Below are 16208 nucleotides of genomic sequence, written 5' to 3'. Positions count from 1 at the left end.
GAGCATCTATGCCGCATTATTTATTTCCAAATAAATATTTAAATTATCAAGATATGATGGCTGACATAGATGCCCTTTGCACTCAATTTCCTAAAAAAATTGATTTTGAAAAAATTGAAATTGCAAAGACACCAGAAGGACGCTCTCTCATCGCCATTCGTGTTTATCCCAAAGGCAAAAGTATTGAGCAACCCACTCTTTGGTTCGATGCCAATATGCATTCCTTAGAATTTATTGGCACCAATACTGTTTTAGCTCACATGGAAAATTTAATTCATAAATTAACAAATAACGAAACAAAATATAATACTGTTAATTATGTTTTTGTACCACGAATTTGTCCCGATGGTACTGAACAATATTTTACAGATGGTAGAAGAAATCGCAGCAACGCACGCGACTCTCGAAAAAGAAAAGAGCTGGGAAGTTATTGGAAACGAGAATGCCTTATTGATAAGGAAGAACGTAACATACCTCTCGATCTTTTTAAAAATAAAAAAAGAATTGGATACATGCGCAAAAAAAGCACTTCAGGAATTTGGGTTTGTGATGAGCTTTATCCTCAGTTAATGCGGCATAGAGAACTTGGTGATTGTGAACCTTTTTACGATATTTATCATGAAGGTGTCATCGAAAATTACGATGGCATGAATATTCCTTCCGCAAGAACTCTAGGTGATAATGAAGTCGATTTAAACAGAAATTTTCCAGCGGAATGGTCTCCCAATCAACCGGAAAATATGAGCGGAAGAATGTCGCTTTCGGAAGTGGAAAGTAAAGCTATAGCTGAGTTTGCTTCTAAAATTCCACAAATTTATTTTTGGCTTAATTATCATACTTTTGGTGGTGTCTTTATTCGGCCTTTAGAGTCGCAAGAAGATTCTGCAATGAATATTTTAGATCGCAGTGTCTATCAGACGTTAGATAAAAAAATTGAAGAAATTACGGGATATCCTGCGGTCAGTGGTCACTCTGAATTTACTTACATTCCTGGAAAACCCTTACAAGGTTGCTTAACAACATTTTCTTACCAAGCCTTAGGAGCATACAGTTATGTTTGTGAATTGTGGGATCTTCCTGCGCGCATAGGTAGATCTGAACGTCCCTTTATCAAACGCTATGATTTTTGGGAAAAAAAAGAATGGCGTAAAATTTTTGAATATGACCGCGATCAAAATCAAAGTATTATTTTTGGAAATCCTTGGAAATCTTATCAACATGAGCAACTGGGAGAAGTAGAAATATCAGAATTTCCAAGTCAATTTGGAATTTGCAATCCACCACAAAAATTAATTCATGAAGTCATACAAAATCAAGTTCCACTTTTATCATTACTTGTTGATTTAGCTCCACAACCAAAAATTGAAACTAAAATTTTAAATACCCAAGAAAAAAATATTAAAAATATAGAATTAAGCATTTCAAATATTGGCTTTTTACCCACATATGTCTCTGAAGCACGTAACAAATCACAAGGAAACAAAAAAATAATTGTAGAAATTATCGACGTAAAAAATGCCTCTCTCATTGGAAATTCCATATATTTATTAGAGCCTCTTGCAGGTTACTGCGCCATTGTAAATGGATGGATCAATTCTCCTGATTTAGGTAGCAATTCATGCTCTTCAAAAACACTGCGCATTCCCTTTGCCGTCCATAAAGAGAACGATCAATTTGCAGTTGTGTTTAAAGTAAGCTTTTCTCATTTAGGTGATTACTTTGCTACTTTTGGCGAGATTTAATTTTAAAGTAAAGAATTTAAAATGTTACTTATCAATTATATTTCTTACTTTCTTCAACAATGTAGAAATAACAAAAGGCTTTTCTATACAAATCATTTCGTTATTATTAATTCCAAATTGCTGCAAAACATCGTGGGAGTTTCCTGATATATATAAAATCTTGATATTGGGAATAAGAGCTCTTGCTTCCTGTATAAATAATTTAAAAGGCATTTTAGGAAGAATAACATCCATAATAATAAGTCGAAATTTTTGTCCTTCATTTTTGATAAGCTCTATTGCTTCCCTTCCATGACTCGCCGCAGCAACAAAATATCCATGTGACCTTAAAACAGAAACCATAACTTCCTTGAGATCTTCTTTATCCTCAATAACAAGAATAGCTTCATGACCTCCAATCAGATTTTGATGTTCTTCTTCTTTTGCTAAGGAATTTTCTTTTATATCAGAGGCAGGTAAATAGATGTTAAATGTTGTTCCTTTACCTAATTCAGTTTTAATTTCTATTGTTCCCTTATAATTTTCAACAATAGAATAAACAGTTGCCAAACCTAGCCCTGTCCCTTTTCCCTGTTCTTTTGTAGAAAAATAAGGTTCAAAAATACGTGCTTGAGTTTCGGGAGACATGCCAATTCCACTGTCACTTACAGAAAGAACAATATAATTTCCCTGAATTAATTTATGACTTCCCAATGTTAATTCCGTCTCAGTACAAAAGTTTGTTGTTTCAATTTTAATTTTTCCTGTATCAGAGATGGCATCTCTAGAATTTATAATGAGATTTAAAATAATTTGTTCCATTTGCCCCTGATCAATTTTGATATTATAAAGATCTTCTTTCAAATTTAGTTCAAGCTCTATATTTTCATTTATCAAACGAAAGAGCATTTTTTCAATTTCAGAAATAATGATATTGACATTAATAACTTTGGGATTCAATGGTTGGGCTTTTCCGAAATTTAAAATTTGCTGCATAAGACGGCCAGCATATTTAGAAGTTTTTTTAATTTGAGAACATTGCTTTTTAACAACAGGGGAAATATTTTGCGATGAATTTAAAATAATATCACAGTTAAGATTAATAATTGTTAATAAATTATTAATATCATGAGATATACCACTTGTTAATTTTCCTAGTGTTTCCATTTTAATAGAGTTTTGAATTTTTTCTTTTTCATTGATTGAATATCTTTTCTCCAAAAAATTTTTATTTTTTTCTATGACTTCAATTTTTAATTTTACAGACTCACTGACATCATCAATTTTTAAAATAATACATTCTATATTTTTATGACTATCTAAAACAGGATTAATTGAAAAAATAAAAAATTTATTATTATTTTGCAATTCATATAATTTACCGTGATCCTTAAATTCAAGAATAGATGTAATTTTTTGTATTTTTTCTTTTAAAACATTTTGTAAAGATAATTTTAAAATATCTGCACTCTTATTTTCTAATAAGTTAAATTTTTTTCCTAAAAAAGAAAACAAATTAGTTCCAATTATTTTATTATAATCTATAGATAAGGCATTTATGAATTGAAAATTTGCTGCATTGACTGTAAAATTTTTACTAATGACAAGATAAATTTCAGGTAAATTATTGAAGACATTTTTAAAAATATTTGGTTCTAAATTGGAAAGTTTTTTTTTATCCAAAATCAACCCCATTTCCAAAATGAAATCGTTTAATTCTCAAGTGAATTATTTAAATCATCGTCTTGATCATCGTCATCAATCCACTCATTAAATCCGTGCTTTCTTAATGCATCTATTATTGATGAGCGCTCTGTAACTATCATTTCACGTTCACAAAATTTATTATCTAAATATCCTCTATGGTCATCATAGGGATTACAAATAGCCAAACGATATTCTTCCAAAGGGGCTGCGCCCACACTCATTAAATCATCAAAATTTTCAAGACTTACTTCGGAAAAATCGTATTTTAATTGAGCCGCTGGAATATAAGGTAAATTATGAGAGCGGGCAAGACAACGCGCTAAAGTTGCCTCATCAATATAGCTTAAATCCAACAAAGCATCAGCAACTGAGAGTTTCCAATTTTCTGCGAACTTTGTGACTATAATCCAATCTACACGATCAATTTTAATTTCATAAGAAAGAGCTTCAAAGAGATGAGGCAGAATAATAGAAGACGTGTTCATAAATTTCCAATCAAATTTTTCTTTTGCGCTTGCAATTCAATTATCTTTTTTAATTCCATAATTTTTGCCCCAATGCCTTTTGATATTTTAAGCAGCTCTGGGTCAGATTCCACATGATAAGGAAGCATATTTGATAAAATTTTGCTAGTTTGTTCTAAATTTTTAAGAGAATTTTCGAATATTTGTTGTTTCCATTGCACGAGAGCTAAATGATAAATAATAACAGGTTCATCGGGCTCATATTTCAATGCTTCCGTAATATATTTGCCCGAATTTTTGAAATCATTTTTTTGATAATACAACCATCCCAAAGAATCTAAATAAAATCCATTTTGAGGCTCAATGGCAACAGCTTTTTGCAATAGTTTTTTTGCATATTCAAATTTTGAAGAATTTTCAACCAAAGAATAACCTAAAAAATTCAGTCCATCTGCATAATTAGGCCATTTTTGAGCAATTTGCTCCGCCAGTTGTATCGAGACTAATTCCGAATCAGTATATTTTACATATTCTGCTTTTTTCAAATAAAGTTCTTTTGCATTGGGTTCTTTTTTAATAGCTTCATTTAAAATTGATACAGCCTCTTTATATTTTTGAAAAAAGACAAAAATATTTGCTTTGAAAATACTATCATCAATAATATTTTGATCAGATATCGCAAACTTTTCAATATTTTTTTCAGCTTCTACTTTATTTTTAGAATTAATATAAATTAATATTTTAGCTTTTCTTGCTTCTTGATAAAGTTCGCTATCTAAAGGAATTTCATTTAAATACTTAACAGCCCCTTCAAAATTTCTTAACCCCTCACATGAAATAGCTAAATAATATTTAATGCCAGGATTATTATACTTTGAATTTTCAAGCTCTAAAAGTCTTTTTTGAGCTCCTGAATAATCTTTGTTTAACAGAAGAATTTTAGCGATTTGAAAAGAAAACTCCGCAGGAAAAGGAACTTGATCATCAGCACTCGCCTCAAGTTTTAGAAGTATTACAAGTGCTTCTTGTATTTTTTTCTGAAATAATAAAATATTTATGTAGTTTTGGGCATTTAAATTATTATCAACCTCTTTTTCAAAGGCAAGTCTAAAAAACTTTTCAGCATCATCATAATTTTTTTGGAATTGTTGGATTTTTCCGATCATGGTTATAATTTCTACATTATCAGAATCGTACTTATAAGCTTCTTTCGCATATTTTAAAGATTTATCATAATTTTTTTGCTGATAATAACGCTGCGATAAAAAAAGCATAACATTGGTCGATCGAGGATTTTTTACCAAAAAATTTTCTAAAATACTTTTTTCATTTTTCTTACTATTAGAAACATAAAAAATCACAATGGATTCATTGTTAGGATGCTTTTTATAGGCTGCTTCCAATGTTTTTAAAAGCGACTCCGTATCACCTTGGAGCTGATAGACGGTTGCTAATAATATTTCAATTTCAGGTTTTTGCGGAAACATAACTGATAATTTTAAAGAAACATCCCTTGCTTTATCAAGTTTCTTTAAATTTATATATGCATTTGTTAGACTTATTCCGCTGGAAATTGTTTTTGTCGTATTAAAACTCACATAATATAATTTTTCTGCATTTTCATAATCTCTGCGATCTTCAAGCAATTTGCCCAAAATAAAAGCCTCATCAGCTTGAGACTCCGTAACTCTTCCCGCTTCAAAATCTTGTTGAATTCTGGCAATACGCATTTGGGCATAAATGGGAAGAGTATTAAAAGATTGCTGATGATTCGTCTCTTTCACTTTTTCAATTGGCGGTTGTTCTTCAGAATTATTTTTTGTCTGACAAGAATTTACACAAATGCCAGCAATAAATATAAAATATATTTTGGGAAATTTTCCAAATAAGGACATAATCCCTTTCCTGTCAAAATGTTCCCTATAATGTTTTTGCAAAACGATAGGGAATGCCATCAAACGAACCACTCGACATGAATACAATGGTATCACCTGGCGCAACATCTTGTTTTAATGCTTCGAGCAATTTTTCATTATCGTCAAAATATCTTGCATGATTTCCGCAGGCCTTAGCAACAGAAATCCCGTCAAGAACTTCATCTTTTCCCATTCGTAAATCTTGTGGAACTTTTCCTAACAAAATTTCATCGGCATGAAAAAAACTTTTACTCAACTGATCTTGCAAAACCCTACGACGCATTGTTGCATTTCTCGGATCGAAACAGGCTATTAATTTCCCCTTTTTACCTACACTTTTCATATAACTGCGAAAAGCTTCCAATGTGGTTACAATCGCAGTCGGGTGATGAGCAAAATCATCGAATACGGAAATATTATTTTTCTCACGTAATAATTCAAAACGTCTTTTTACACCTTTAAAGCTAGACATTGCTTTGCTAAGTTTGTTTAAAAAAACTTTATTTTCTGTGTATTTTGGTAATTCAGCAAGGTCATTTCCTTTTAATTGATCTAATATATTTGATGCCTGTAAAATAGCACAGGCCGCGGTGGCATTAAGTGCATTGTGACTGCCAAATATACCTGTTTTAAATTTAATGAGTTTTCCATTGGGCTGTTTGGATTGCACTTCAATTCCATTTGAAAATGTTTTAAATGATTTTAATTGCCAACATAATCCCTTATTTTTAGGTTGTTGATGTGCAGAAAAACCAATAACATGGGCACCCGAATTTAGAGCAACTCGATAAGCTCTTTCATCATCAAAATTTGCAATAACAATTCCATTTCTTTCTTTTGTTAATTTAGCAAGTCTTAAAAACTCAGCCTCAATCGCTTCTACATTAGGATAAATATCAGCATGATCAAATTCAATATTATTTATAAGACAAATTTTAGGCTCATAATGCAGAAATTTAGGGCCTTTATCAAAAAAAGCGGAATCATACTCGTCCCCTTCTAAAACAAAAAGATCTTTTGATCTTAAAGCAAATCCTGCATCAAAATTTGCAGGGCTTCCTCCAATTAAAAAAGAAGGATTTTGTCCTAATTTTGAAAATAAATGCGTTACTAAACTACTGGTTGTTGTTTTTCCATGGGTTCCGCTGATAATAATATTTCGACTTTCAGATAAAAAATATTTTCTTAATGCAGAAGGAAAACTAAGCATAGGAGTTGTTTGGGAAAGAATATATTCTAGCTCATCATTTTTCTTTAAACTGGCACTCATACGACTGACAACATTAGCTAAAACAAGGGCATCAGGGGAATGCTTTTGAATATTTTCAGCCAGAAAACCAACATCAGGTTTGATACCTAAATCGGCAATAACCTTATCCATTGGAGGATAAATAGGTGTGTCACTTCCACTCACGACATATCCAGCAGATTTGAAAAGCCCTGAGACTTGAGCCATTCCTGTTCCACCAATACCAGTCATATGAATTTTAAGCTGTTTTTTGTGGCCAATCTCAATTTTTTTGCAAAATAAATTTGCTGGAAATGTTGTTGCTATAGCTGAAGATTTCTCAATTTTATTTGTGAGAATAACTTCCGCTTTATCAGATATCATTGATATTTTTACTTTACTTCTCATAACAAGAGGGAATCGGTTCTCATCATGACCAAATATAGGTAAATCAATTACAGGTAGATTAGTCTTTTGTGCAATTATTTTTGCTAAATCTTCTCGTTTTAAAGGTTTTTCTTGAGCATCAAAGCATCCTGAAAAAGATCCTAATACAATGGCTTTTGACGCGCTCATAAATCCAGAATTGATAAGAGCATCAAATTTTCTTAAAATACGAAATAAATGTTCATTACATTCTTCTAAAAATAAAATATTATTTTTTGGAAATTTTAAATAATTTATTGTACAAAGGCTCTCCGCCAAGCTTAGGTTTAAAGGAACACAAACTCCCTCTATTTTTTTATGAATGTCACTTAATTGAGGAAACAAAGTCCCATGAAATGAATAATCATTTTCAACATTATTTAATAACTCAAACAAACATTTTTGATCTCTTTCGGATCCTGTAAATAAATTTTGTGCATAAGCATTTTGTCCATGAATATATTTAAAATTAGGATAACGAAGAGATAAATAAGCGCCTAAAAATGAAATATCTGAAAAACCGACTAATGTTTTATCTGGTATTACTGGGGGTAACATATTTTCTAAAAAAGGCACCAATTCCGTACAGCCCATTCCTCCACGCGCAGCAAATAATAAAGGAAATTTACGCATAGTAAGAGCATAACTAAGCTGGGAAGCTCTCTCTAAAACAGGAGCCGATGTCACTCCATCAACTGAATTTTGTTGGGGTAAAATTTCAGTCAAATCAAATCCTAACCCTTTTAATTTTTGAATTCTCTCTTCTTTTTCTTTATCGCTAATTTTTAGTCTTCCTGAAGGGTGAATAATGGCAATATGCGGTTTTAAATAAGCTGTCATTGTCATAAACTCCTTAATTTTTCATATATAAATCTGGATCAATTTTTATTGAAATACTTAATTTATTTTTTTGTGATGGCGTCCATAATATCATATGAGCATGGGATATATAATTTAACATTTTGAACTGTGAGATTAATTTCTTTAACAAAGATTTTTTCATGCTTTCCATACTTTGATTCATTTCAACACGCAAAGGACAATCAAATGTTAAAATAGAACCATTTGTATCAAGAGCATAACACAATGATAAATTTTCAGGTAAATCTATTTCAGTAAAAGAAGAAGTCTCAATTTTATTATTTAATTTTACTTGACATGAAATAGTATCAATTTGTTTTAAATTTTTTAATTCAATGGAAAGTATATTTTTAGAACTTTGCTTTGTTAAGATTAAGTTATTATTTAAGTAGATATTAAAATTATATAAATTTTCCTCATTTTCTTTTGCATATGAAAATGTCTCACAGATAAATTCATTCCCCTTTTTAAATACCCGAGCCGATAAAAAAAAGTTATTTAAATCAGAAATGCTACTTTCATTATTATCACTTTTAATAGCATTTAAATTTTGCAATTGAGAAGGTAATAACATTAAATTTTTGGCATTTTTTTGAAGTGAATAAGAAATATTCAAGTAGGGTTCTTTATTTCTTTGTGAAAATTTTAAGTCAAAAAGATTCCGATTGTTATTAGAATTAGAGTTATTAAATGACACAAATATATTATCATTTTCAACAGAAATTTTTTTCTTATAAATATCTTCAGAATGGCTAAGTTGATTTTGTTTTAAAATAGAATTTTGATAATTACTTTTATTACTAATTTCAATAAGCTTATTTTTAAACGCAGATAAACTATATTTTGAAGTTTTAGCCTGTGCAATGGTTGTTCCATTACTCACATTAATATTACAATAATCTTCTTTTTGATTTAATTTAAAATTATATTCATAGTAAAAAATATTTTTTTTACTCAATAAATTTAAAATATTACTATATTCTACATCTTGAATTACATTTGTATTATCAAAAAATGTCATATTTTTATTTACTTTATTTTTTTCTAATCCAAACAAGGCAGACAAAAATAAATTTTGAGGATCTTTTGTAATCACAAAACACTTTTGTTCATTTTGTTTTAAATCAACAATTCCTGAAGCATAAATTTCAGGTTTATAATTAGGAATTATAAACCTCGCTTTCGATTGCAAATTTCGAAGTTTTGAATCTTCAAATATTTTAATATTTAAATTTAAAGAAGGTATGTTAAAATAATCAATTATAGGTGAACTTAAAAAATAATTCTTAATATTTAATATATCAGAATTACTTAACTTTAAATAAATATTTTTTTTATCATCTTGCAGGCAAATATTTTTTGTTAAAGTATAGTTATCATTTGTAGATATTGCACAACTCAAACTATGCAAATTAACCTCAGACTCCGCTGAAAATAAAAACTCCTTTTTATTTTCAGCTAATCTTAATAAATAAGTCTCTTTTAGCCATGAAGGATTTTTTCTATTTGGATCTTCAAGAGCATTAGAAACAGCGCCAATAATATTTTTATTTAATAACTTACCATATATAATACATGTTATATAATTCTTTCTTATTGTATTTGGCAAATATTGTTTATTTCTAGCAGATTCAATTTCGTTATTATCCAAATACCAAAAAATATTTAGCATAGATGATTTTTGAATTGTTTCAGGAATACTACAATAATAACTATTTCCATTACCACTAGCAATTAAAGACAACTCTGATGAAATATTTACGACAGCTTCTTCATTTTCTCTATAGTTATAAACGACTATTTCTTTTTCAAATACTTCATTATCAACCGCTAAAGTGATTTTAATTTTTTCGTGTAATAAAGTTTTTTTAAAACTTTCATTAGGTATGATATCTATTTGAATACTTTGTTTATCAGGAAAATTTTTTCTTTCGCATTTTATATTTCCACTTCCCTGACAAGACCAACTATATTTACCTTCTGGAAGATTTAAATTTGCTTCATAATTTAAAATCTTACTACTTTCTTCATTTGTAAAACCAATTTGACTAGGACCATAAATTTCTAAAAAATTTTTACTTATTATAAAATCTTCCGATTCCCCATTTTGATTTTCACAAGAATAAGTTTGCCCATATTCAATAAATTTTTGAGGTAAAATTTTATCGGTGATTTCATTTATTTTTTTATTATTTTTAGTCCACGTAATTACTTTATCATTAGGATAAAATAAAAATAAATTAGAATTACATGTTAGACTCCTATTAAAGATAGAATCATTAAATTCAATTTTAGGAGGGATTTTATTACTACTCAAATCGCTTTGATTATCATACAATAAAAACTGAATTCCATTCTGATAAATTATTTTATTATCTTGCTTTTTACCTATTATTAAATTAAATATTTTATATGCTTCATCGCCTAATAAAAATTTAATTTGCTTGCTATCACTATTTTTATTATCAATCTTTCCCGTATCTTTATCAATTAAGGAACAAAATTGTTTTTCATCATTATTATCTGAAGTGCTTTCACAAAAATAATATTGCTTATTTTCTTTTGTCTTAAAATAGTCGGATATTGAAAATTCAGAAAGAGAAGACACTGTATAAAACTGAATTCCAGGAGAAATATTGGGCCAGTTTTCAAAAATTGAAAAATTTTTGAAAACATGTTCTTTTTTATAAAGCAAACCATCAAATAAAATAGATTCACAAGTCATATTTGGAAATTTTTGCGCTAAAGAAAAATCTAACTTATCGCTATCAATTTCTAATTCTCGTTTGTCATCAAAACTCTTTAGAATCCATTTTTTTTTAAATACTTTCACTTTTGAGTTTGCTTGTTGAAACTGGCAATTTATTTTTTTATTTTCGTAATCTACCGTGATATCAGTATAAACAATATTGTCCTGATTATTATTATCAAAATAATAAATATTTGGGGTAACAATAGGCATTCTCAATGTTCTTTCATTAAGAAACAAGCTTAGTATTTAGCTCAAAACAATATTAATACCTAGGTACGGAATTGTCTAATTTTGCACTGTAAGCATCAATGCCACCTTTTAAACTGCGCGCATTGCCAACACCGTTTTCTCTTAAATAAAGTGTCGCATTCATCGAGCGCAGACCATGGTGACAGACAACAATAACACACTCCACATTTTTTGAATTTGCCACTGTTTGCTCAAAATTCTTTTCTGTTAACAAAAAAGATTGTGGCAAATGAGCCACTTCATATTCCCATTCTTCACGCACATCGACAATTAATATTTTAGCATTTCTTTCTTTTAAAAGAGCAAATTCATCAATAGTAATTTCAGACTTTTTCATGTCTTCAACACCATCATTGAGCGTTGTTACCATTGCTTGTGCATCTTTAGAATGTTTTGCAGCCACTTGTTCAATTGTTTCATTACTTTCATAGCCGCAACTGGCACAGCCACCAACATGAAATTTACTATGCAAGAGGGATCGTGCAAAGGGAAAACGTGTTTCCACTTCTTTCATAGTCGTTGCTAAATTAAATACGATATCCATAAAAAAACTCCCCATACAAAATAAAAACAATGAAACATGGCGCTTTCATTTGTCTCAAGGCCGTACCTAGATATAATCTAGACCAAGATCCGAATGAATTCTGACTCTGGAGGCAGAAACATGTACGCGATAGAAACATGGATTTCAGAAAGACTCAATAAAATAAATTTGGCAAAGTTTGAAGGAAGTGGACGCAGACACTTTTCTATCAATAACCTCCAAGATGTTTCGGTTTCCTACTATGAAGTCCCCCTTTCGACAGGACCTGGAACGGCATTTTTATCTGTGCCGAAAGGGATTGAAAGCGCTCAAAAATCTCTTGTGATTCTCATGCATGGCCTGGGTGATGACTGCTCCTACCCCCTTTTGCATTGGATCCGATTTTTAAATGCCAGCGGCATGTCGGTTCTCTCTTTTGACTGGGACGGTCACGGCGTCGACGGATCCTCCATTTTAGATTTCCAACAAGCAACACGAAGTCTTCCCTTGCTTGTCTACCGCTTGTTCGGTGAAGAAAATGGCTCTTCTGGCCTAAGCTCCAGACGTAGTGGGCCCACATGCTTTTTAATGGGGCATTCCATGGGGGCTTCCTTTGCTCTCATTGCCGCCACGCGCAACGATGTGGCAAGAAATATTGATGGCGTTATTGCTGTCTCACCTGCCTTAAATATCAACTCCTATTCCAAAGCGACCGGCGAAGTTTGGAATTATTTGTACCCGAGTGCCTGGCTTAAAGATTTTCTCAATAAATTTTCTTACTATGGATTAGATGGCCTATTTCCTGCCACAGGTTCTTTTAAGAGAAAATCCTTTCCTCTTCGCATGCGAACCTCCATAGGCTATGTCGATCAAGCGCGCAAATTTGTAAATGAAACTTTTGAAAAACGACGCATTTTAAGAGATGTACAAGTCCCTGTGCTGTGGATGCATGGCATGAAAGATCACATTGCTCCTTATGCACAAGTGGCTTCTCTCATGATGGAAATTCCCTCCGCTTTTTTCGCTCATAATGACGAAAAAAGAGGCCATTTAAGAATGGCTTTCTCCGATCAAATTCCTAAATATTGCTCATTTTTTATAAAGCAATGTTATGAATCAAAAAATAATAAGTAAACATTTCAGTAGGTGGTATTCGTGGTAAATAAGACTGTTGTAAAAAAAACAATGACAACTCAAAACAAATGGATATTAGGATCCTTTGGAGTTTTTAGCTTTATAATTTTAATTTTATTCATTCTCCCTTTTCTCATTAATTTTAACAAATTTAAACCTCAAATTCAAAATATAGTCAGTCAAAAACTCAATGCTAAAATTGATTTTTCTTCAGCAAGATTAACAATTTTTACAGGCCTTGGCATTGAATTAGAAAATGTAAAAGTTGAAAATTCCGATGAGTTATTTTTAGGAACAGAACTTTTTAAAGTTAAAAGCATTAAATTTAAAACCGATTTATTCCCCTTGCTAAAAGGACATTTTGTAGGCAGTGTATTTATTAATAATCCCGAAGTTAATTTTATGCGCTATACAGGTTATAATAATATCACAAGTTTGATTAAAAAGCAGGGGAATAATAAAAATGAGGGAAATAGTACAGAGGTTGTTGGAGAAAATTCAACTAAAAAATCTAAAAATGAGCCCTACCCTTTTGCCGATAAAGTTCTTGTCAAATCATTTGAAATTAAAGATGCCACGTTTCGAATTTCTAATATCTCAGGAGTTTCCGATCGCGAAGTAGCAAAAATTAAAAATTTAAATATTTTAATTAGCAATATTGGCGTTGGTAAAGATACTAAAATTGATATGAATACCGATCTCGACTTTAAAAATGATGATATTATGACCAAAGGAAATGTTGCTTTAAATATTATTTTAAATACAGAAATTGAAGGTAAAATTTGGAAAAATTCATTATTTACCGCAGACATGAATTTTAATAATCTTGATTTTAACTACAAAGATGCCCTTGTTAAAAAGAAAAATATTCCTTTTCGCCTCACTTTTGGAGGACACGCTTCTCCCGGTGGAATCAAAATTGAAGATCTCAAAATGGTTTTGAAATCTATGAATAGCAACGCAAAAATATCTGTAACAAATTTTGAAAAATTAGACTCCGATATTTTTCTATCTCTCAATTCAAATAATCTTTCCGATATGGGCGAAATTTTTCCCCAACACAAACAAATGTTGCTAAATGGCAATTTAGATTTTAAAGCAAAAGTAATTGGCAGTTTAATTCAACCCGAAAATTTGCTTGTTAATTTGGACTTGAAATCAAAACTATCTCATTCCGATATTAATTTAGGCTTTACCGCAAACTCCCTAAAACCTTTAGTAGGAGCATTAAGTATTCAAAGTCAAAATCTTTATTTATCAAAAATTTTAAAACCTTTTATGGATAAAGAAGAAGATAAAAAGACAAAAAAGGACTCTAAAGAAAATAAAGAAATAGTAAAAAAAGAGCCTAAAAATACAGCTCCTGGACAAGAATTGCCTCCCAGCAAAGATGAATTTGTTCTATCTGACGATCAAAGGAAAATGCTTAATGGTGCAAATTTCAGCATGGATATTAATATTGGCAAATTAGTATATGATGATTTAAGCTTACAAAATATTGCGCTCAATACTAAATTAAGAAATTATTATGCCACCTTAAATAAATTCAATATGTCTATTTTTTCTGGAAATTTAAGTTCCAGTGCCTCTATCGATTTAAGTCCCTACCCTATTGTCTATAGTGGTTCAGTTACTTTAAATAAAGCTAAAGTTCAAGAAGTTTTTAAATTCATAAAACCCGACGCTACCAAAAGTCCTATCGATGGAAACGCAGAAATAAAAATGAACTTCAATGCAAAAGGCATCACTCGCCCTTCTATCTCTCGTTTCCTTAATGCCAAAGGCTCCTTTTATTTTACCGACGGTATGCTCAATACAAAAAGTTTAATTTCTTTAACAGGGCAACAATTTAATCAATTTGTGAACAACACATCCTTAGGTGCCTTAAAATTAGACGGGAACTCCTTAAAGCAAATGAGCTTATCCGAAAACGACAGCACACGCCGCAGCCTCAATAATCAAAAAGGGGATTTTGAAATTAAAGATGGCAAATTACTTTTGCGCAATTCTATTACCACCGACGATGGTACCTTAAAACTTCATGCCGATGTGGGACTGGATGAAAGCCTAAAAGGAAACGCAATTTACATTGCAAGTAATAATATAAAAAATCACCTTTTATCACAAAGTAAATATGCTAAATATTTACTCAATCAAAAAGGGGAATTCGAATTGGAATTGACAATTGCGGGAAATGTAAATAACCCCGAAGTCACAATTAATACCGCAGTACTGCAAGCCCGACTTGTAAAAAACGCCACAAAAGAATTAACTAATAAAGTAAAAGAAGAAATTAAAAAGAACCCCGAAATGCAAAAACTGCAAGATGATGCCAAAAAGCTCTTAGAAAAAAATGGCTTCGATATAAAGCAACTAGGCTTCTGACTTTAACTCTTCTTTTCGAATGTATTTAATGCAGTTTGCGATTTTCCAGTAGTATATGATTGAGATGACATTTAATCCTGCGTAAAATAAATTATCTTGAATCTGATCTGTATTATTTAAATTCATTGTGCTGCTTATAAAAATAGAGGCAATAATTACAAATAAAAAATAAAATATAAACCAAACCAATAATCGTATTCCAAAAACACAATGAAGACTTGTATAACGCGCTAAAAATTCCTTTCCATTGCGACCCCCATTTATTTTAAAAATAACAATGATGGCTATAAAATCTATAATAAAGTCAATAACTCCAGTTACTTTACTGAATGTTGTTGTCACTTCTACTGGATAAAAACAATTTAGCATATAAACAAGTGAATACATCATGGCCGTGAAAAATAAATATTTAAATTTATCTAATTCCGTCATTTTATTTTCAATGAGTTCTTTTTTTAAATCATTTACTTTCCACAAATACATAGAGTTCCTCCAAAGCAAAAATCTTAGATAATTGGCAAATTCTAAAATATTTTTAAGTTATTATAAATAATATAAAAATTCAATTAAAACAGTGTGATCATTTTTTGATAAATATTTTAATTATTTAACATTTTTTAGATGAGAGATCTCAACTATACGAGAACATTTTATTTTTTTACAAAAATGGTTGTCTAATAGAAATCATTCTTAATTGTTTTATAATCATCTAATATTAGAGCTGAAATAAGATATTGAATATTTATTTTAAAAATTCAATATTTGAATGAATAATTTTTTTAGTAATTACTTAGCGTTATATTTTATAATAGATTTTTTATTTTTTTTAAAATTAAGAATTG

General features: G+C 30.3%; 10 protein-coding genes. 3 read left to right on the top strand and 7 right to left on the bottom strand.

Annotated features, from left to right (window positions below; genetic code table 11):
• The first annotated feature begins 8 nt into the window (after positions 1-8).
• On the top strand, positions 9-1742 hold the full coding sequence (locus AXG55_RS03685; RefSeq protein ID WP_148696781.1) for a M14 family metallopeptidase: 1734 nt from the start codon (positions 9-11) through the stop codon (positions 1740-1742).
• A gap of 24 nt (positions 1743-1766) precedes the next feature.
• Here AXG55_RS03685 and AXG55_RS03680 read toward each other — a convergent pair whose 3' ends face one another.
• From AXG55_RS03680 to AXG55_RS03655, 6 genes are read right to left on the bottom strand one after another with little or no spacing between them, the layout of a single operon-like run.
• Complete coding sequence (locus AXG55_RS03680) at positions 1767-3404, bottom strand: ATP-binding protein (RefSeq protein WP_233231356.1); 1638 nt, start codon at positions 3402-3404, stop codon at positions 1767-1769.
• Positions 3405-3433: 29 nt separating this feature from the next.
• Positions 3434-3913 (bottom strand): hypothetical protein, encoded by a 480-nt coding sequence (locus tag AXG55_RS03675; protein WP_148696779.1) that lies wholly within the window; start codon positions 3911-3913, stop codon positions 3434-3436.
• Positions 3910-5787: a tetratricopeptide repeat protein gene (locus tag AXG55_RS03670; protein WP_233231355.1), complete on the bottom strand. Its 1878-nt coding sequence runs from the start codon at positions 5785-5787 to the stop codon at positions 3910-3912. Before AXG55_RS03670 ends, AXG55_RS03675 begins: the two co-directional genes overlap by 4 nt.
• A gap of 25 nt (positions 5788-5812) precedes the next feature.
• Positions 5813-8302 (bottom strand): Mur ligase family protein, encoded by a 2490-nt coding sequence (locus AXG55_RS03665; protein ID WP_233231354.1) that lies wholly within the window; start codon positions 8300-8302, stop codon positions 5813-5815.
• Between the two features lie 13 nt (positions 8303-8315).
• Positions 8316-11285, bottom strand: a complete 2970-nt coding sequence (locus AXG55_RS03660) for a hypothetical protein (RefSeq protein ID WP_148696776.1) — start codon at positions 11283-11285, stop codon at positions 8316-8318.
• Positions 11286-11337: 52 nt separating this feature from the next.
• Positions 11338-11868 carry a rhodanese-like domain-containing protein gene (locus tag AXG55_RS03655; protein WP_233231353.1) on the bottom strand — a complete coding sequence of 177 codons (531 nt, stop codon included), beginning with the start codon at positions 11866-11868 and terminating at the stop codon, positions 11338-11340.
• A 120-nt stretch (positions 11869-11988) separates the two neighbouring features.
• Between AXG55_RS03655 and AXG55_RS03650 the strand changes: the two genes are divergently transcribed.
• Positions 11989-12981, top strand: a complete 993-nt coding sequence (locus AXG55_RS03650; RefSeq protein ID WP_233231352.1) for an alpha/beta hydrolase — start codon at positions 11989-11991, stop codon at positions 12979-12981.
• Between the two features lie 21 nt (positions 12982-13002).
• Positions 13003-15366, top strand: coding sequence for an AsmA family protein (locus tag AXG55_RS03645; RefSeq protein WP_148696773.1), 2364 nt, complete (start codon positions 13003-13005; stop codon positions 15364-15366).
• Here the strand turns inward: AXG55_RS03645 and AXG55_RS03640 are convergent.
• Positions 15355-15849 (bottom strand): hypothetical protein, encoded by a 495-nt coding sequence (locus AXG55_RS03640; RefSeq protein ID WP_148696772.1) that lies wholly within the window; start codon positions 15847-15849, stop codon positions 15355-15357. The genes AXG55_RS03645 and AXG55_RS03640 overlap by 12 nt on opposite strands.
• Positions 15850-16208 lie beyond the last annotated feature (359 nt).

The organism is Silvanigrella aquatica (assembly GCF_001907975.1).
Lineage (GTDB): Bacteria > Bdellovibrionota_B > Oligoflexia > Silvanigrellales > Silvanigrellaceae > Silvanigrella > Silvanigrella aquatica.
The sequence above is the reverse complement of the archived record's forward strand: the minus strand, read 5'-3'. Positions and strand labels throughout refer to the sequence as shown.

Excerpts from the sequence above, each read along its gene's own strand:
- AXG55_RS03685 (WP_148696781.1), top strand. The coding sequence starts at position 9 with ATGCCGCATTATTTATTTCCAAATAAATATTTAAATTATCAAGATATG.
- AXG55_RS03660 (WP_148696776.1), bottom strand. The coding sequence starts at position 11,285 with ATGCCTATTGTTACCCCAAATATTTATTATTTTGATAATAATAATCAG.
- AXG55_RS03675 (WP_148696779.1), bottom strand. The coding sequence starts at position 3,913 with ATGAACACGTCTTCTATTATTCTGCCTCATCTCTTTGAAGCTCTTTCT.
- AXG55_RS03665 (WP_233231354.1), bottom strand. The coding sequence starts at position 8,302 with ATGACAGCTTATTTAAAACCGCATATTGCCATTATTCACCCTTCAGGA.
- AXG55_RS03640 (WP_148696772.1), bottom strand. The coding sequence starts at position 15,849 with ATGTATTTGTGGAAAGTAAATGATTTAAAAAAAGAACTCATTGAAAAT.
- AXG55_RS03655 (WP_233231353.1), bottom strand. The coding sequence starts at position 11,868 with ATGGATATCGTATTTAATTTAGCAACGACTATGAAAGAAGTGGAAACA.
- AXG55_RS03650 (WP_233231352.1), top strand. The coding sequence starts at position 11,989 with ATGTACGCGATAGAAACATGGATTTCAGAAAGACTCAATAAAATAAAT.
- AXG55_RS03670 (WP_233231355.1), bottom strand. The coding sequence starts at position 5,787 with ATGTCCTTATTTGGAAAATTTCCCAAAATATATTTTATATTTATTGCT.